We start from the raw sequence: 17864 nt of genomic DNA, 5'->3' as shown, positions 1-17864 counted from the left end.
CAGAGCATCACCAATCTGAGCAATCCGCAAAGGAGGAGTCCCTCATGTCCACCGCTATTTCTATCTTTGACACAACGCTGCGAGACGGCACTCAAGGAGAAGGAATTAGCTTGTCTGCTGATGACAAATTGAAAATCGCCAAAAAACTCGATGATCTCGGTGTTCATTATATTGAAGGCGGGATTCCCGGAAGCAACAGCAAGGATATCGAATTTTTCAAACGGGTACAAGAGCTAGGCCTTCAGGCAAAGATTGTCGCCTTCGGCAGCACGCGCCGCAAAGATAGCATCGCAGCACAGGATGTCAATCTACAACGAATTCTGGAATCCGGCGCTCAGGCTGCTACACTTGTGGGTAAATCATGGGATTTTCACGTGCACACCGCCCTACAGACGACACTGGAGGAAAATCTGTCTATGATTTACGACTCCATCGCCTTTTTAAAGCAAGGGGGCATGGAGGTTATTTTTGATGCCGAACATTTTTTTGACGGATATAAAAACAACCCCGAGTATGCAATGGCCGTTATGAAAAAAGCAGAAGAAGCAGGCGCGGATTGGCTCGTGATGTGCGATACAAACGGCGGTACCCTACCGCATGAGATTCAGGAAATTGTCACTATGCTGCAAAGCCAGATAACGAGGTCGCAGTTGGGTATTCATACACACAATGACTGCGAATTGGCAGTAGCGAACTCTCTAAGTGCTGTACAAGCAGGCGCAAGGCAGGTTCAGGGTACCATCAACGGCTACGGTGAACGGTGTGGTAACGCTAACCTGTGCTCCGTCATTCCTAATTTGCAGCTCAAACTGGGCTACGACTGTCTAGATACTGAGAAGTTAAATCAACTCCACAATACAGCCCGCTTTGTGAGCGAAGTCGCCAACGTCAATATGCCTGTGAACCAGCCTTATGTAGGCAATGCAGCTTTTGCCCATAAGGGGGGCATCCACGTGTCAGCCATTCTGCGCGACTCGCGAACTTATGAGCACATAGCTCCTGAACTCGTGGGGAACAAGCAGCGGGTCTTGGTCTCCGAACTGGCTGGGCAAAGCAACGTGGTATCCAAAGCGCAAGAGCTGGGCATCACCCTTGACCCATCTAGTGATGAGGCACGAGGCGTAATTAGCCGCATCAAGGAACTGGAGCATCAGGGGTACCAGTTTGAAGGCGCGGATGCTTCGTTGGAACTGCTCATTCGTGAAGCAGGTGGTGAAGTGAAGGAAATGTTCTCTTTTGAATCCTTCAAAGTGCTGGTAGAGAAAACTGCCGGCCGCCCGGTCGTATCCGAGGCATTTTTGAAACTGAATGTCGCAGGGACGAGTGTCTATACCGCAGCTGAAGGTAACGGTCCTGTCAACGCGCTCGATAACGCACTCCGCAAGGCTCTTTCTCAATATTTCCCTGCCTTGCGGGACATGCATTTGGCTGACTACAAGGTACGTGTGCTTGACGAAAAGGATGCCACCGCCGCCAAGGTACGTGTGCTCATTGAGTCTAAAAATTATGAGGACGTCTGGAGTAACGTAGGCGTATCCGAAAATGTAATTGAAGCCAGCTGGGAAGCTCTCTTGGACAGTTTCCGTTACGCATTATTGGAAGCACCGACTCCAAAAAATGATCAGACAGAGCTTACTCATCACGGATTAGTTAATCACTAATCAGGTGCTCGCATGAGCTTATAAGGTGTCTTTGGGGTCTACTCGGCTCCCAAAGACACCTTCTTTTTTTCAAGAGTTTCTATTTTGCGTTCCAACTCCTGCTCACTGAGCATGCCGATTATGATTTCGCGGACCTGTCCATGATGATCAACCATTACATGGGTTGGAAAAGCTACCCCTCCAAATCGTTCAAACAATGCTCCTTGCTCATCAAGTAAAATGGGGAATTGGAGGTCCAAAGAGCGGGAAAACCTCTGCACATCCTCCAATCGATCATAGCGAGTTACATTGATACCATACACATCCACATCATCTTTGTACTTACTATACAACTCATTCAGCATAGGCGCTTCTAATCGGCACGGATCGCACCACGAAGCCCAAAAGCTAATAACCAAAGCTTTATTGCGCGTGGCCCCTACATCGTAGGTCTTGCCGTTTAATCCCTTTAAAATCATAGAAGGAAGCCGCTGCCCAGGCTTTATCTTTTTCATTACCTCTACCGCATCTGCTGTTTCATCCTCTACCTCTTTCTCAGCTTTAAGTCTTTCTCTACCGTATTCCTCTTTTAATGGTGCATTTTCCATGGACAGGTTTGCTGCATAAGTTGTGTTTTCAATAACTCCCCACAAAGCCCCAACCACACCCAGCATAACCATCGCTCTGATGAAAAGAAATCTTTTCACAGTCTTATCACCTGTCTTTCGTCTAAATGACCCTTACCTTCTCCATAGGATGCCCATACTGTTCCCACCTCTAACCTTTTAAATCTGAACAGGACGCAAAAAAAACAGCAAACCCACGAAATCGCGAACTTGCTGTTTTGATGTGTATATGAATGCTATGCCTTGTACTGAATCAGGCATGACTTAAATGCGCGTAGACATCTGCCAAATTGGTCACATTACGCTTCAACATTTCCTGAACATAGGCAACCCACAGCTTAGCCGTCATTTTCGCATCCTCTAACGCATGGTGCCGCCCTTCAATCGGAATGGATTGATAGGTCAACAATTCATCCAAACTGTAGGTTTGATGTTGCTGTGGCTCAAGCCATTTGGCAAGCATCATCGTATCCAGAACACGGTGAGTCAATTGAACTTTAGATGTTTTCCATAACGCAGCATTCAAAAAGGCCTTGTCATGAGCGCTAGCATGTGCCACAAGTACTCGCCCACCTACAAAGGACATAAAGTCGTGCAATCCGTTCATAAGCGGTGGAGCTTCATCCGTCATTTCCCGGGTAATCCCAGTTAGCTCGGTAATATGCTCAGGAATCACAGTCCGTGGATTAACAAGCGTATAAAACTGCTCTTTTTCCATAATCATGTCCCCGACAACCCGAATCGCCCCGAACGATAAAATCTCATCTCCATGCTGTGCTGAAAATCCCGTTGTCTCCAGATCAAAAACTACCGTCTCCAAACGATCCAGCGGGGTCCGCAACACTTCAGAGCGCCGTTGCTCCCGGGTTAAGGAGCGAATAAAAGCCATCTGCTGAGCCGTAGGAGCCCCCATTACAGATGCGATCGCAGACGGCACTCCTCCTCTGCGGAGAGCGCTCCAGAAGCCACTTCCCTGCGCTGGTTCCTTCATGACCTTCTCCCTTCCATAAATCGCAACTGCCTTTGCAACGCACGATGCAGCCGTCGTACTGTCGAAAGCGCCTCGCGCAACTCATGCCAGCCTTTACTTTGTTTGAGCGGCTTTACAGCCAGGTAGCCATTGCTGACCAGCAATCCATCATTCTTCTTCACCGGAGTAGCCATTCGAAGCTGAAGCGCGATCCGAAAGGCTCGCTCGCAAGCATCGAGTAAAGGCAACGGCGCCGCTTCCAATGATGCGAGACGACTGAGCCTTTTGAGGGTGGAGGTTTCCTCTACACCATGTTGCAACGCCAAAAAACGGACTGCGTTCACCAGCGGAATGTACAACCCGTATTTCACATCAAAATCGCCCGCATGCTCACCGAAGCGCTCGGTAACAATCTGACCTAAAATATTAAGTGTCGCTTTATGCCTCACCGTGTTCCTAAGCACCGCCGAGGGTAAATCAGGATGTTTTCGGAACAACTCATAAAAACTTCGTTTCCAGTTTGCAGATAATTGCTCATCTCCAGCGATATGCCTCATATCAGACGAGATAATCAGATAACGGATCGGCTCCCAAGCAAAATCGTCCGACCATTTCGTTAGCTGTTCTTGCCATCCAGACAATGTTTGGCGCCACAACGGCTCCGAGCACATTACTTTCCCCTCACATTTGGGATATCCCAAATACTCTAACATCGCAGACACCCTGTGACCAAACTCTCTAAAATACAATTCTTTATCAGCAGATATTGTGTCACTGATAATCATACCGTTATCCTGGTCACTCCACAGCGTCGATTCCGAGCGCCCCATGCTTCCGAAGGCTATAAATGCATAAGGGACGGGAGGAGGGCCGAAGCCATCCTCAACCATCCCTTTTTCACACATTTGTACAGCTCTGGCCGCGATGCGGTCATGCATTTCATTCGCCGTTCGTAACCAGTCTGATAACGGAGCGGAGGCTTGGGAAGCCAGCAGCCATTTTTGAGAGTCGACCCTGGCCTGCCTTAGCGATTCAGGCGTATCTGCATGATCCATCGCTTCAGCGGAACTCACCCAAGAGGCCTTATTTTGCAGTTCCATACTTCCATCTCCTCCGCTCATCCATACTGGTTCTTTATATTTTACATATTAGTTCACAATTCCAGAACGCTTTTCAGCCTCGGTAACCAACTTCATTTGCTCAGGATAGCCGTACGTACCGTGTTCACTGATATCCAGTCCCATCGTTTCTTCCTCTTCCGTAACGCGAATACCCATAATCGCTTTCATCGCACCCAGAATAATGAAGGAAATGACGAACACGAAAGCCAAAGTGCCAATCAGTCCAAGCAGCTGTACTCCTAATTGGGTAAATCCACCACCATAGAACAGACCCGCTTGACCTACACCTGTTATTTTTACAAGTTCAGGAGTAGCGAAGAACCCTGTGGACACTGCGCCCCACATCCCTGCAACACCATGCACGGAGAAAGCATATACCGGGTCATCTACTCTTGCACGCTCGAACCATTGCGCTGTGAAGAAAGTGACGATCCCTGCAACTGCACCAATGACCAGTGCCGCCCAAGGGGCTACAAAGGCACAAGAACCAGTAATAGCAACCAAAGCCGCCAGCACACCGTTTAGCATAGCAGGAATATCTGCTTTTCCATATACCATCCAGGATACGAGCAAAGCGAAAACCCCACCTGCCGCAGCAGCAATATTGGTAGTCAAGGCCACATATCCAAAGAATCCGTCGTTCATAGCCGATACAGCACTACCTGGGTTAAACCCAAACCAACCAAACCAGAGAATAATAACACCCAAGATAGAGTACACCTGATTATGACCAGGGATAATGTTCGGCTTGCCATCTTTATTGAACTTGCCCAGACGCGGTTTGAGCAGCAGTGTAGCGACGAGTGCCGCCGTAGCGCCTGTCAAATGGACTACCGTCGAACCGGCATAATCCTGCATGCCTAACTTACCAAGCCATCCGCCGCCCCACACCCAGTGAGCTACAACCGGATAGATCACGATAGAGAACAAAACACCGAAGATAATGTATACACTTAATTTTGCACGCTCTGCCATTCCCCCACATGCGATAGAAAGTGATACCGCAGCGAAAGCAAAGTGGAACAAAAACATAATTGTAATCGGAACATCCAGACCTGAAAGAGCATCAAACGATGCAGCAGCATTCGTACCACTCATGAAGAAACCCGTCAGTCCCATAAATCCGTTGCCGCCATCATTACCAAATCCGAATCCAAATCCAAGTGCCCAGAAGGACAAAGCCGCAACACCTGTGGTGAGAATCGTTTTACCAGCGACATGGCCCGCATTCTTCATTCGTGTCGAGCCTGCCTCCAGCAATGCAAATCCCGCTTGCATAAAAAATACAAGTATAAATGCCAAGAACGTAAAGGCCGTGTTTAGCCCGGCTTGAAGTTGAATATTTGTCGGACCGTCAGCAGCAAACGCACCTACCGGAAAAGCTAATACTGTCAGCATGGCCAATAATACAACTAACCACTTTTTTCTCATGAAGCCCACTCCCTCGAATGTTAAGTTTCTTTACATTTCGTGAAATTCTTATTGTCATTATAATCAGAATACATGAAAGTTGACAAGATTTTTTTTATTATGTTAAAAAAATATGGTCCCAAACACTCCATGTCACATTTACTAACTATAAAAGTAGCTTGTTTCTGTCCAAAAAAAGCATGACGTTTGACTGTATGGTTGGGAATCATGTAAAATATTCTTTATATACACTCCGTTTGCAAATGCTAATATTGAAGGTTGAACGAAGAGCGCGAGGTGAAGACAGATGGGGATATGAAGCTGTATCGAATTGGTGAGCTAGCCAAGGCGGCTGGTGTCAGCGAACGAACTATTGATTATTACACAAAGCTTGGTTTGATCACACCTGAAGAACGATCATTGAAAAATTATCGACTTTATAATGATGAAACCTTAAACAGGCTTGAACGTATTAACCAAATGAAACAAGAGAAGTATAGCCTTGAGGAAATCAGACAGACACTGATTAAATGGAACTCGGTCGCGGGGGAAGAGCACGTCACTGACAAACTAACGAGTCTAGAGATGCACATGCAGCGTCTAGAACGTGAAGTCAATGAACTACAGCCTCTTTTGGGGCAGCTCAAGCCCGTTCAAGCGCGCAAGTTGCTTACTGGTCTACTACCACAAAGCGCCGCTTGTATCGAAGCTCTGAAGTATCTGCTGGAGCATAGTTCTATGATGTAGATGCCCGGGCTATGATGAACAATAATGGAGGGTTGCTTTATGATGGGTATGTATATATTGATTATTCTTGCGTTCGGATTATCCTTATGGGCGCAATTCCGTGTAAAAGGTACTTTTAATAAATGGTCTGATGTCCCAAATGAAAATGGGTTGACCGGTTATGATGCAGCTCGGCATATGCTGGATCGCAATGGTTTGCATGATGTACCTATTGAACCAGTACCTGGTGCGTTATCTGACCATTATGATCCGATGCAAAGAGTCGTACGGCTGTCCGAGCCCGTTTATTATGAAAAATCCATTTCCGCAGTTGCCGTAGCTTGTCACGAGGTCGGTCATGCCATTCAGCATAAAGAGCATTATCCCATGCTAGCACTCCGTCATCGGATCTTTCCGATCGTAAACTTCGCTTCCGGGATTGCACCATTTCTGCTGATTGCCGGTTTCTTATTCAGCTACACGAACCTGATTGGCTTGGGTATTATCTTTTTCTCGGCTACTGTTGCTTTTCAATTAATTACATTACCGGTTGAATTTAATGCTTCCAACCGCGCCCGGGAAATTATGGTTTCCGAAGGGTTTATCCGTAGTGATGAAGAACGGGGTATCGCCAAAGTATTAAATGCTGCTGCATTAACTTATGTGGCTGCAGCTCTCGTTTCCTTGCTGGAACTAATTCGCTTAATCGGTATCTTTAACAGCCGGGATTAATTGCTTGTGCTGCAAAAAAGGTTGTTCCTCCACCAAGTTAACGGTAGAGGAACAACCTTTTTTTCTTTATCTAAAACCAACCAGCTATACTCACTGCCCTAAATCCGCTTTTGCACTTCCATTCGGAGTAGCAACACTACCTTTAAGACCAAAATATTGCAACAAAAAAGTCCGGAATGACTTTGCAACTAATGGTAGCTTGTCATCTTTGCGATGAATCAAGCCTATAGTTCGCGTGACCTCTGGATCAACAATTGACACTCTTGCAGGTTGAAGCGGGTTAGTCTGAAACAACGCCATTTCAGGCAAAAGACTGACTCCCATACCAGCCGCAACTAATCCGCGAATCGTATCTGTCTCTTCACCTTCAAAAGCAATATCTGGCGTAAATCCTGCCTCCAGACAAGCCTGCCAGACAATCGGGCGTAACGAATATCCATCTCTGAACAGGATGAATTTTTCTCCTTTAAGCTGACTCAGCGTGATGTGTTTGGCCGTGGCTAAAGGATGATTGGGCGGGAGAACAGCAAACAACTCCTCGGTCAGCACCACATCCCCCTCTACATGATCATGACGATCCGGAAAAGGAGATACAAAAGCCAAATCCACCTCACCCGCTAACACATCACGAATTAAACTCGGGTACATCCCCTGTTTAAATCTGAATTTAACATTGGGATACCGCTTTCGGAATTCAGCCACCACCGTAGGAATAAGATGAATCCCCAAACTGTGCGGAAAACCGATGCGGATTTCGCCCCCCTCAGGGTCCAAAAACTCATGAACCTCCAAAACAGCTCGCTCTAGATCTTTTATAATCGTCTCAACCCGTTTGCAAAATAGCTGTCCCACTGGCGTTAGCTGCAAATTGCGACCCTTTTGCATAAAAAGATTAACTCCCAGCTCCTCTTCAAGCTGATGAATTTGCCGGCTTACCGCAGATTGCGCCACATGTAGCTCCTCGGCTGCCTGAGTGACATGTTCTTTTTGCGCTACCTTCATGAAGTATTGCAACTGTCGTAATTCCACTCCGATATTCGCTCCAATCTGTTTTTCAACATCCGGAAGAAGACGTCAATCGAACATCATCCTCTTTCTTACCCTGCTAACTTACGGTAAAACTGTCTTTAGTGACGTTTGCGTTGGCCAGTCAATCTGATCATTAATCCATAAAGGAAAAACCCACTAAGTAATCCCCCGAAGTGAGCCGTCCAGTTAATGTTCGCTACAGCGAAAGAAAACAGGATACCAAACCCAAGCAGCGTGTACAGCGTTTTGCGCGAGGCGTCATCCATCAGTGACCGCTGGAACAGGGCAACGTATAGGAAAGCTCCATAGATGCCATAAATCGCTCCTGAGGCTCCTACAGAGACTGTCGTTTCCGCCATCATGTTGTAATGCGCGATGGACAGTATGTTCCCTACAATGCCCGTGACCAGATACAATAACACATAGCGGAAGGACCCCAGCAAACGCTCCAGCGGAGGAGCGAATACGAGTATGGCGAAGGAATTGAACAGAAGATGATCAAACCCTGCATGTAAAAACATGGCTGATACATATCGCCACAGCTGATCAGTGAATGGCGCTTCATTAATCAAAGCTCCATATCGGATCAGCGTCAAACTATTTTCCGATCCACCCTGTACGGTGAGTACAATAAACATCACAATATTAATGAGCAAAATCAGACAGGTCACTGGGTAAAACCGCAAATAACTTTTCCAGTTCTCATAACGTAAAAAAATCAAGGCAATCCTTCCTTCATGGGTGTCTCCACCTTATTCAAATTGGACAATGTCTTTTATAAAAGATTATAATAGATTTCGGCAACGATAACCAATGCTAAAAACCAAGGAGGCTATTACATATGGCACAAGAACGTACAGGAGCTGCTACTTTTAAAGGCAATCCTTTGACACTCTTAGGTCCTGAACTGAAGGTTGGAGATCAGGCACCTGATTTCAAATTACAGAAAAACCTGCTAGAAGCAGCTACGCTCCAAGACTTTGCGGGCAAAGTCAAATTGATCAGTGTTGTTCCTTCTTTGGATACAGGCGTGTGTGACGCACAGACTCGACGTTTTAACCAAGAAGCTGATTCCCTTGGGGATCAAGTCGTGGTGCTAACTGTCAGCGTCGATCTGCCTTTCGCTCAAGCTCGTTGGTGCGGTGCTGCCGGTATCGACCGCGTATTGACACTGTCCGACTATAAGGATCATTCCTTCGGCGAAGCTTATGGTGTGTTCATCAAGGAATTCCATTTGGATCATAGAGCTATTTTTGTAATTGATCAAAATGACAAAATCGCTTACGTAGAATACTTGAGCGAAATGTCCGAACATCCTGACTATGACCAAGCGATTGCAGCAGTGAAAAAACTCGTCTAAATCAGACTGAATATTAAAAAAGCGAGTGAAGGGTTGCCTTCCTCGCTTTTTTTGACGTTTGTCTGCCACATCACTGCTCACACATCTACAATTACTGCACGACCTTATGAGCGGACAGCTTCTTGTCAATCATAGCGAACAGTTGCAAAATGATGCGGTAATTCGCGCCCAAGTCCCCTAGCGATCCCCGTGAAGCAGAATAAATATCCACCGCACTCCGAACTGGCGAGACGGACAATATGGAAACGGTAATGTCGATGGTTCTACCGAACGCCGTTCGCTTCTCTAACGTAATCTCACCTACGGATGCTACCTCATGGAGTACCTTGTAGCCAGGAATTTTTTTCAAAATAGATGATACTTCTTCCCAAGCCTTGTCTCTCGATAAGTTATAATAGCGTGTCTTCATTTGGGGGTCCTTGACCCGGTCGCTTGTACCTTCTTGGCTGCGCACAATCCCTACCAGAGTCCTCTTCAACGACAAGACATTTCCTCCTTCACGATAATCGTTGCCGAAATGCAGCACATCGGTTTTTTTGCTGCAAGCGCTTTATAAAAAACGTTAAACAACAAAAAGTTAACCGACCATACCTGTGGTATGCGACCTTAGTACCTCATGTCTTAGTTTAACATTGTTGCATACAAAAAACACCCTGTTTCTGCACGAAGCATGAACAGAGTGTATTCATTATCTTTGGAGTACCCGCCGATGCCGTCCGACCATAGCGTCTTCTGAACCTGCTTTAGCAGGTGGGTGACCGCAGAATAAACTTTTGAAGTCCCCTTGTCAGGAATTGACAGGGCTTTTCAGCTATTCATCCGTATAGATCTCCCTAGACATTGTCATTGGTTCAAAACAACAAATGACCGTAACGTGCATCGCAGGATGTGACCTTATTATAGCGCTTCTCACTCAGAAAGTAAATGCTAGGAGAAATATGTTTTATTTTTAGGGGTTATCACTTTTTTTGTCTTCAATGCTTGCCGTATCTTCATCTTTCTGCTTCATCTTTTCCATTTGATCCTGCATTTTGAGGAACGTTCCGTAAAAATTAAAGAAAGCGAACCAGGCAACCACGCTGCCAATGAAGAATAGGAAAAACACAGGATATTTGACTCCGATAAATATAACAACAGCGCTGCCGAGCAGGGTAGAAAATACACGAAATGGTCGAATCAGCGTCAGTAACACCGCATTTTTAATAATTTGTCCGGTAGACATATGATAATGAGCCACCATCGAAAAGAAGTTAAACATAGACACAAGCAAAATAATGATAAGAATAAGCATAATTACGCCCACGATTTGCAAGTTGCTGAGTTGTGTCATATATACGGTATAATCCACATACATGATGACAAACAGCAACGTGTAAAAGATACCCCCGATCAAACTTTGCTTATAATTCTCTTTATACCCTTTAAAAAAGGTACGAAACACGCCCGTATCGGTATCGCCCATTACCCATTTGCGAACCACTGTAAACATAGCCGATGTGGCTGGAAATAAAGTAAGCGGTGCCAAAATAGCCATCGCCCAATTCATTTGTAAAGACTCATTAGCCAAATTCTGATTCATTACAAGTAGTTTCAGTATGAGGCAGAACACAAAAGGCGACGAACATAACACCCATAACAAATTTGTAGCCGCCAGTCGGGTAATCCACTCGGTCAGGCGGTAAATACCACCCATAGCTCCTTTAAACTCCAATGTCAGTCTCTCCCTCCGCAAGCCTTGGCAGTTCCAAGACTCATGTTGCTATGCCTATAAATTCCGGCTCTTGACTATATCATACCGTATTTCAGCCCTAATACGCCAGTGAAATCAATACGTGACCCATTAAAGCAGATCTCTAAAAGGTTCATACATACTGATTAATCATAACAAAAAAGCCGAAGCTTCATCTGCTTCGACTTTTCATTATTTCATTTCTTATTCGGAAGAGGAATCTTCACGTCTTGCAGGGCGACGAGTTTCTCCATTGCTGCTCGGGCGTGGTTTGCGATCTCCACTATAGCGGCTTCCGGAATCACGGTTGTAGCCACCGCCTTCTTTGCCACGGTTGTAACCGCCATATCCACCTTTGCTTCCACTACCGCCGCTACCGCCAGAACGGTTGGAATTGTAACCACCGTTGCTGCGACCGCTATAGTTAGAAGGCTTGCGACCGCCAGAACGCACGTCTGGTTTACGACGTTTTGCACGGATTGGATCTTCTGGAGTCAGTTCAATCGATGCTTCTCTCTTCTCACCAGTCATCAGCTTCAGAGCTGCAGAGAGAAGTTGTACAGAATCATATTGCTCCAGCATTTGAATAGCCAAACCTTTATACTCGTTCAGCTCACCGCTTTCTACAGCCTCTAGGAGACGTTCAGCAATGATACGTTGTTTACCTTCCAGAGCTTCAGCCAACGTTGGAAGCGGCTTGCGTGGAATGCGGTGACGAGTTACACGTTCGATAAAGTGCAAATGGTCAATTTCACGAGGCGTTACGAAAGACCAAGCTTCCCCTTCTTTACCTGCACGTCCAGTACGTCCAATACGGTGAACATAGCTTTCTGGATCTTGCGGAAGGTCAAAGTTCACAACGTGAGTTACGCCGGAAACGTCCAAACCACGGGCAGCTACGTCAGTCGCTACGAGCACGTCGATGCTTCCGTCACGGAATTTACGCATTACAGCATCACGTTGGTTTTGAGACAAGTCACCGTGTAAACCGTCTGCAGAATATCCGCGTTTTTGCAGAGCTTCAGCCAGCTCGTCTACCCGACGCTTGGTACGACCAAATACGATAGCAAGTTCTGGGGATTCCATGTCGATCAAACGGCTTAATGCTTCGAATTTTTGACGCTCAGGAACTTCGATATAGGCCTGATCAATCAGTGGAGCACTAACTTGTTTAGGAATAACTGAAACATGCTCAGGATTTTTGAGGAATTGCTCAGCCAATCTTTTAATATTAGGAGGCATTGTAGCCGAGAAAAGCATCGTTTGACGCTCGTCTGGAACTTGCTTCAGAATGGATTGAATATCTTCCATGAAGCCCATATCCAACATTTCATCTGCTTCATCCAAAACAACTGTGTTTACATCTTCCAGCTTGATGGTTTTGCGATTAATATGGTCAAGCAAGCGTCCTGGCGTACCAATAATAATTTGAGGTTTCTTTTTCAAAGCACGAATCTGGCGTACGATATCTTGTCCACCATAGATTGGCAAAGTACGAAGACCTTTGAAACGGGAAAGTTTTTCGATTTCTTCAGCTACCTGGATAGCAAGCTCACGTGTTGGTGCCATGATCAGGGCTCTGATTTTTTCGTCGCTTCTAGAAATTTTGTTAATCAGCGGAATACCAAACGCAGCGGTTTTACCAGTACCTGTTTGGGCTTGGCCAATCATGTCTCTGCCTTGCAGTGCAATCGGGATGGATTGGGATTGAATTGGTGTTGCTTCTTCAAAGCCCAGTTCTGTAATCGCCTGAATTACTTTCGGTTCAAGATCAAATTCTGCAAATGTCGTCAAATTTATTCAAACTCCTTCATAATGGTGGATGTGGTGGACAATCCACAATGTTGTCTGTATTCTTAAGTAGCGATATTATTGTATAAGTTTTCCCCAATACAGTGACAGTTTATTTAGACCTATAACTGTATCTTTCTGTAATGAATTTGGGGAACCTATCCGATACATCTTAAACGAATTTATCCTTTTTAAAACAGTTTAAATTTTAAGTGTTTCTCTGGACATAGGTCCCTACTCAAGAATATCCACATCGCATTATAGCACAGAACAATTCATGAATACCAGCAAGTTGCTTCCCGTATAATTTAAATGAGGTGAAAATAAGTTGTTAAAAATAGTGTTAAACTGCTTAACTGTCATTCTTGGAGCCGCTGCCATTGCATGCGGTTTTAATCTGTTTCTCGTGCCACACCACTTGCTGAGCGGGGGAGTAGCCGGTCTTTCCATGTTAATTGGCTACTTCACAAAATTTGATATCAGCGCGATGTATTTTATTATCAATATTCCGATGCTTATTGCAGGCTGGTTTATTTTAGGCAAGCGTTTTATTAGCCTGAGCATTTTATCCGTTGTCGTTACAACGTGGATTTTGGCCTGGGTGCCGGTGCAATCTGTCGTATCAGACCCCCTGCTAGCCTCCGTTTTTGGTGGGGTGATGATCGGCGTTGGAGCAGGAATTTCCTTTCGGGTAGGGGGTTCTACGGGCGGTTTTGACATTATCGGTTCCATCGTCACTCGTTATCGTGACTTCCCCGTAGGAACTGTACTTGTTGGCATGAATGGACTGGTCATTCTTGCAGCAGGATATTTGAACGATGATTGGAATATTGCACTTGCGTCCATGCTATCTATTTTTGTGACTGGCAAGGTATTGGATCAAATCTATGTCAGTCACACGAAGATTACCGTCTACATTATTACAGAACACACCGACAAGCTACTGGAGCGGATGTTAACAACACCACGCGGTGTTAGCAAAATAAAAATTGAAGGCGCATTTTCACATACCGAAAAGGACATGCTGATGACTGTCACGACACGCTACGAGCTAGTTGAATTAAAACGGATCATTAAAGAAGTGGACCCTTCAGCTTTTGTCAATATTGTGGAAACGGTTGGGGTGATGGGTTCATTTCGCCGAAGATAAGCACAAACCCAAGTGTCAAAATACAGTTTCTGTGGTACACTATATGTGCGCTGTTCCCATAGTATATAAAGACCAGCTTTACCTGCTATTTCACAGGCACTTTGCTTTTCCGAATCGTATTGAATGATTCTTTTGGAATGATTCCGAGCAGGAAAGGGTGATTTTTGTGGAAATGGAAACGGTAAAACTGTCCGACATTGTCTTAAGATGGTACCCGGAAATGCTCCCTTCTCTCAAAAAGGATGAGCTGAACTCGATGATTGTGCTTCGGGACGGGATGGCCATACTCAAGCCAACGGATGCGCTAGAAATTATTCAGTACAGTATTTGCGAGCATCAAGACAATAATTATCTTCAATAAATTTCTTTACCAAGTGCCGCTTCTTCCGGTTACATCTACAACCGCGAAGAGAGCGGCATTATTTATGCATTTTTATGGATTCAATGAACACAGGTTGGGTTAATCATGTAAGACTGTGCCTGATGATTCCAGTATTGGTTACAAGCGTGTTGTTTTTCGATACATAACTTTACGTATAATCAGGTAAGCGACATACATAAGGGAGAGAGTTAGGAAATGAATATGATTTGGGCAATTATGCTATTGGCGATGGGGATAGGCGGAAACGGCGATCAGTCAGCCAACGCTCCAAATGTAAAAGATACGGTGGCAACAACAATTAGTAGCGCCATGATCCAGGCTCAGCACAATAATATGAAGGTGGATGCCTCCAATCCCCCAGTTAAAATTGACCCACAACCGACGACTCCTGCTATCAAGGGCATCTATGTCACGGCTTATAGCGCAGGCGGTTCGCGTATGACTCAGCTGCTTGAACTGCTTGACAAGACAGAGCTCAATTCCATGGTTATTGATATTAAAGACGATGCAGGTTACATCACTTATCCAACGACCAATCCCGAGCTGCTCAAATTGGGCAAGCCGCAAAAATTCATTCGGGATATTTCCGGTTTGATGGACCGATTGAAAAAGCATAATGTTTACCCGATTGCTCGTATTGTCGTATTTAAAGATACGGTACTGGCTAACAAAAATCCCGAGATGTCTTTCCGTAACCCTGACGGCTCTGTCTGGAAAAACGGCAAAGGAGACGGGTTCGTCAATCCCTATAATAAAGAAGTATGGGATTATAATATCGCCATCGCTAAGGAAGCAGCCAAACTTGGTTTTAAGGAAATTCAATTTGACTATGTACGTTTCCCCGAAGGCTTTGAGAAAAGAGCAGACAAGCTGAAATATACCCAATCAGATCAATCCCGCTCGGATGCAGTCGCTGAATTCGTACAATATGCCCGTAAAGAGCTTGCTCCATTAGGTGTACGAGTATCGGTAGATATTTTCGGATATGCCGCATCCGTTCCTGCTGCGGAGGGGATCGGACAAGATTTCACTAAAATCTCCGAAAATGTGGATGTCATTTCGCCCATGGTTTATCCAAGTCACTACACCACAGGCTGGTTCGGTGTAAAAGACCCCGATAAGAATCCATACCAGACGATTAAAGGCTCCATGGCCGATACACACAAAAAGCTCGATCCGACGGGCAAGCTAAAGCCAATTATTCGTCCTTGGATCCAGGATTTTACCGCAAGTTGGTTGGGGAGCGGACATTATGCTAAGTATGGAAAAACTCAAGTAGAGGACCAAATTCGAGCGCTTAAGGATATGAAAGTGGATGAATATCTACTTTGGAATGCCACAAACCGCTATACTAGCGGAGTAACATACAAATAATTTATCTCTCGGGACTTTTTATTATTTTATATAAAATCTAGAAATTATATAATCATTTCGAAGGCTGTCCCGTTGTTTGGCGAACGGGAGCAGTCTTTTTTATTACTGTTCAAATGTATCGGTATCCCTTACAATAAATACTTACATGTTATGATACATACGAATAATCAATCCCTAGTAAATGAGGAAAACAAAAATGCAATTGACTCTAACAACGGGACAGAAATGGAAGCAACTTTTCTACATTTTGCTCCCTATCCTGATTACCCAGCTTGCACTATCTGCCATGACTTTTTTTGATACGAATATGTCGGGACACTTTTCCCCTGCCGATCTGGCTGGAGTAGCCATTGGAGTAAGCCTATGGGTTCCTGTACAAACAGGCCTTAACGGAATACTTATGGCTATCACGCCCATTGTATCTCAATTGGTAGGAGCACAGCGCAAAGATAAAGTCTCCTACTATGTCATTCAAGCACTTTGGCTCTCTCTCGCCCTGTCTATGGTCGTTTTGATTGCTGGCTTCATTTTGGTCAAGCCTATTTTGAACGGTATGAATTTGGAATTGAGAGTTCATAATGTGGCCCTGTACTATCTTTGTGCGATGGCTTTCGGGATTGTTCCTCTATTTGCCTACACTGTGCTCCGAAGCTTTATGGATGCATTGGGACAAACCCGCTTTACGATGTTCATCACGCTCATGTCGTTACCCATTAATGTATTGTTGAACTATCTCCTTATTTATGGAAACTGGAGTTTTCCGCGTCTGGGGGGTGTAGGCTCCGGGGTGGCAACGGCAACCACCTACTGGATCATCATGCTGGTCGCCGGTATCACTACGCATCGTGGAAAAATATTTGCCGAATACCGAATCTTCAGCAAAATATACAGGATTGCTGCTGGTGCTTTGAAAGAGCTCATCAAGATTGGCGTACCGATTGGATTTGCTATATTTTTTGAGACTGCCGTCTTTTCAGCCGTCACTCTCTTCATGAGTAGCTATAATACAGCTACCATAGCTGCACATCAGGCCGCCATGAACTTTGCATCTACGCTGTATATGATTCCACTCAGCATTTGCATGGCACTTACGATTCTAGTTGGCTATGAAACAGGAGCTACTCGTCCGCGGGATGCCAAAGCTTATAGTGTAATGGGAATTAGCAGCGCAGTAGGTCTATCACTGATTACAGCTATTGTACTGCTTATCTGGGGTGAACAGGTCGCTCGACTTTACTCCACCGATCCGCAGGTCATTCAATTGGCACAGCATTTTCTAATCTATGCGATTTTCTTTCAGATATCTGATGCTGTCGCTACACCTACACAAGGAGCGCTACGCGGGTATAAAGACGTCAATCCAGCCTTTTTGCTCACATTCCTCTCCTATTGGGTCATTGGGCTTCCTGTAGGATATATACTGGCACGCTGGACTTCATTGGGGCCCTACGGCTACTGGATCGGTTTGATAACAGGGTTGGCAGTAGGCGCTATTTTACTTCTCTGGCGTCTGGTGAGAGTACAACGTCGTTTCGGCCAAAAAAAACAACACGCAGAGGCTATTTAGCCTTTGCGTGTCTCGATTACATATGCTGCCCCTAAAGTTATTCGTTTTTTCTCCACAATAGCCACTTCGTTCAGCTTGGGAGGATATAGAAAGTGTCTCTCCACATGTTGTTCAATCTCTTCAAATGCCTGTTCTTCATTTTCAGCAGCGAGAATGACGGTCAGCGCTCCTTCCGAACTGTCCACTTCGATTTTGAATAGGTACATATATGACTACCTCCTGATAGGACTCAAAGCTAAAAAATAGCGGATGACTCG

18 protein-coding genes and 1 other RNA gene are annotated in these 17864 nt (G+C 45.3%); 8 read left to right on the top strand and 11 right to left on the bottom strand.

Annotated elements, in window-relative coordinates; translation table 11 throughout:
- Positions 1-44 precede the first annotated feature (44 nt).
- Positions 45-1661, top strand: coding sequence for a citramalate synthase (gene cimA, locus ACYCSE_RS19040; protein WP_254349422.1), 1617 nt, complete (start codon positions 45-47; stop codon positions 1659-1661).
- Positions 1662-1699: 38 nt separating this feature from the next.
- On the opposite strand, the gene ACYCSE_RS19035 is transcribed toward cimA, so the two are convergent.
- The 4 genes from ACYCSE_RS19035 to ACYCSE_RS19020 form a co-directional block, all read right to left on the bottom strand.
- Positions 1700-2347, bottom strand: a complete 648-nt coding sequence (locus tag ACYCSE_RS19035) for a TlpA family protein disulfide reductase (protein ID WP_459699343.1) — start codon at positions 2345-2347, stop codon at positions 1700-1702.
- A 172-nt stretch (positions 2348-2519) separates the two neighbouring features.
- Entirely contained in the window at positions 2520-3257 is a 738-nt protein-coding gene (locus tag ACYCSE_RS19030) for an exonuclease domain-containing protein (RefSeq protein ID WP_061828597.1), read from the bottom strand.
- Positions 3254-4336: a DUF294 nucleotidyltransferase-like domain-containing protein gene (locus ACYCSE_RS19025; protein WP_254349420.1), complete on the bottom strand. Its 1083-nt coding sequence runs from the start codon at positions 4334-4336 to the stop codon at positions 3254-3256. Before ACYCSE_RS19025 ends, ACYCSE_RS19030 begins: the two co-directional genes overlap by 4 nt.
- A gap of 48 nt (positions 4337-4384) precedes the next feature.
- Complete coding sequence (locus tag ACYCSE_RS19020; RefSeq protein ID WP_459699340.1) at positions 4385-5788, bottom strand: ammonium transporter; 1404 nt, start codon at positions 5786-5788, stop codon at positions 4385-4387.
- Positions 5789-6082: 294 nt separating this feature from the next.
- On the opposite strand from ACYCSE_RS19020, the gene ACYCSE_RS19015 reads away from it, so the two are divergent.
- Both ACYCSE_RS19015 and ACYCSE_RS19010 read left to right on the top strand, forming a co-directional pair.
- Complete coding sequence (locus ACYCSE_RS19015; protein WP_023988024.1) at positions 6083-6514, top strand: MerR family transcriptional regulator; 432 nt, start codon at positions 6083-6085, stop codon at positions 6512-6514.
- A 39-nt stretch (positions 6515-6553) separates the two neighbouring features.
- Positions 6554-7225: a zinc metallopeptidase gene (locus tag ACYCSE_RS19010; RefSeq protein WP_023988023.1), complete on the top strand. Its 672-nt coding sequence runs from the start codon at positions 6554-6556 to the stop codon at positions 7223-7225.
- Positions 7226-7315: 90 nt separating this feature from the next.
- Here the strand turns inward: ACYCSE_RS19010 and ACYCSE_RS19005 are convergent, their stop codons facing one another.
- Together ACYCSE_RS19005 and ACYCSE_RS19000 are read right to left on the bottom strand one after the other, a co-directional pair.
- On the bottom strand, positions 7316-8254 hold the full coding sequence (locus tag ACYCSE_RS19005) for a LysR family transcriptional regulator (RefSeq protein ID WP_039270004.1): 939 nt from the start codon (positions 8252-8254) through the stop codon (positions 7316-7318).
- 98 nt (positions 8255-8352) lie between these two features.
- A complete protein-coding gene (locus tag ACYCSE_RS19000) occupies positions 8353-8976 on the bottom strand; it encodes a rhomboid family intramembrane serine protease (RefSeq protein WP_061828599.1) in 624 nt (207 codons plus the stop codon).
- Between the two features lie 119 nt (positions 8977-9095).
- Here ACYCSE_RS19000 and tpx point away from each other — a divergent pair, with 119 nt between their 5' ends.
- Positions 9096-9614, top strand: a complete 519-nt coding sequence (gene tpx, locus ACYCSE_RS18995; RefSeq protein WP_023988020.1) for a thiol peroxidase — start codon at positions 9096-9098, stop codon at positions 9612-9614.
- A gap of 91 nt (positions 9615-9705) precedes the next feature.
- On the opposite strand, the gene ACYCSE_RS18990 is transcribed toward tpx, so the two are convergent.
- The 4 genes from ACYCSE_RS18990 to ACYCSE_RS18975 all read right to left on the bottom strand — a co-directional run bounded on the left by ACYCSE_RS18990 (position 9706) and on the right by ACYCSE_RS18975 (position 13137).
- Positions 9706-10098: a DUF1499 domain-containing protein gene (locus ACYCSE_RS18990; protein ID WP_459699336.1), complete on the bottom strand. Its 393-nt coding sequence runs from the start codon at positions 10096-10098 to the stop codon at positions 9706-9708.
- A 212-nt stretch (positions 10099-10310) separates the two neighbouring features.
- Positions 10311-10505, bottom strand: a non-coding RNA gene (ssrS, locus tag ACYCSE_RS18985) — 6S RNA.
- A 58-nt stretch (positions 10506-10563) separates the two neighbouring features.
- Positions 10564-11325 (bottom strand): YesL family protein, encoded by a 762-nt coding sequence (locus ACYCSE_RS18980; RefSeq protein ID WP_459699334.1) that lies wholly within the window; start codon positions 11323-11325, stop codon positions 10564-10566.
- Positions 11326-11547: 222 nt separating this feature from the next.
- A complete protein-coding gene (locus ACYCSE_RS18975; RefSeq protein ID WP_029516709.1) occupies positions 11548-13137 on the bottom strand; it encodes a DEAD/DEAH box helicase in 1590 nt (529 codons plus the stop codon).
- A gap of 325 nt (positions 13138-13462) precedes the next feature.
- Here ACYCSE_RS18975 and ACYCSE_RS18970 point away from each other — a divergent pair, with 325 nt between their 5' ends.
- The 4 genes from ACYCSE_RS18970 to ACYCSE_RS18955 all read left to right on the top strand — a co-directional run bounded on the left by ACYCSE_RS18970 (position 13463) and on the right by ACYCSE_RS18955 (position 17607).
- Positions 13463-14284 carry a YitT family protein gene (locus ACYCSE_RS18970; protein WP_025722295.1) on the top strand — a complete coding sequence of 274 codons (822 nt, stop codon included), beginning with the start codon at positions 13463-13465 and terminating at the stop codon, positions 14282-14284.
- 172 nt (positions 14285-14456) lie between these two features.
- Complete coding sequence (locus ACYCSE_RS18965; RefSeq protein WP_080683009.1) at positions 14457-14645, top strand: hypothetical protein; 189 nt, start codon at positions 14457-14459, stop codon at positions 14643-14645.
- A 216-nt stretch (positions 14646-14861) separates the two neighbouring features.
- Positions 14862-16040, top strand: a complete 1179-nt coding sequence (locus ACYCSE_RS18960; protein WP_322159249.1) for a putative glycoside hydrolase — start codon at positions 14862-14864, stop codon at positions 16038-16040.
- Between the two features lie 196 nt (positions 16041-16236).
- A complete protein-coding gene (locus tag ACYCSE_RS18955; RefSeq protein WP_322172108.1) occupies positions 16237-17607 on the top strand; it encodes an MATE family efflux transporter in 1371 nt (456 codons plus the stop codon).
- Here the strand turns inward: ACYCSE_RS18955 and ACYCSE_RS18950 are convergent.
- Positions 17604-17813: a DUF3906 family protein gene (locus tag ACYCSE_RS18950; protein ID WP_013309710.1), complete on the bottom strand. Its 210-nt coding sequence runs from the start codon at positions 17811-17813 to the stop codon at positions 17604-17606. The two genes, ACYCSE_RS18955 and ACYCSE_RS18950, sit on opposite strands and share 4 nt — an antisense overlap.
- Positions 17814-17864: the final 51 nt, after the last annotated feature.

This window comes from Paenibacillus sp. SEL1, assembly GCF_054602535.1.
Note: the sequence above shows the minus strand (reverse complement) of the source record. Positions and strands in the feature narration are given on the sequence as shown.

Coding starts and splice junctions, on each gene's coding strand:
- cimA (WP_254349422.1), top strand. CDS start 45: ATGTCCACCGCTATTTCTATCTTTGACACAACGCTGCGAGACGGCACT.
- ACYCSE_RS19030 (WP_061828597.1), bottom strand. CDS start 3,257: ATGAAGGAACCAGCGCAGGGAAGTGGCTTCTGGAGCGCTCTCCGCAGA.
- ACYCSE_RS19025 (WP_254349420.1), bottom strand. CDS start 4,336: ATGGAACTGCAAAATAAGGCCTCTTGGGTGAGTTCCGCTGAAGCGATG.
- ACYCSE_RS19020 (WP_459699340.1), bottom strand. CDS start 5,788: ATGAGAAAAAAGTGGTTAGTTGTATTATTGGCCATGCTGACAGTATTA.
- ACYCSE_RS19015 (WP_023988024.1), top strand. CDS start 6,083: ATGAAGCTGTATCGAATTGGTGAGCTAGCCAAGGCGGCTGGTGTCAGC.
- ACYCSE_RS19010 (WP_023988023.1), top strand. CDS start 6,554: ATGATGGGTATGTATATATTGATTATTCTTGCGTTCGGATTATCCTTA.
- tpx (WP_023988020.1), top strand. CDS start 9,096: ATGGCACAAGAACGTACAGGAGCTGCTACTTTTAAAGGCAATCCTTTG.
- ACYCSE_RS18965 (WP_080683009.1), top strand. CDS start 14,457: ATGGAAACGGTAAAACTGTCCGACATTGTCTTAAGATGGTACCCGGAA.
- ACYCSE_RS18960 (WP_322159249.1), top strand. CDS start 14,862: ATGAATATGATTTGGGCAATTATGCTATTGGCGATGGGGATAGGCGGA.
- ACYCSE_RS18955 (WP_322172108.1), top strand. CDS start 16,237: ATGCAATTGACTCTAACAACGGGACAGAAATGGAAGCAACTTTTCTAC.
- ACYCSE_RS18950 (WP_013309710.1), bottom strand. CDS start 17,813: ATGTACCTATTCAAAATCGAAGTGGACAGTTCGGAAGGAGCGCTGACC.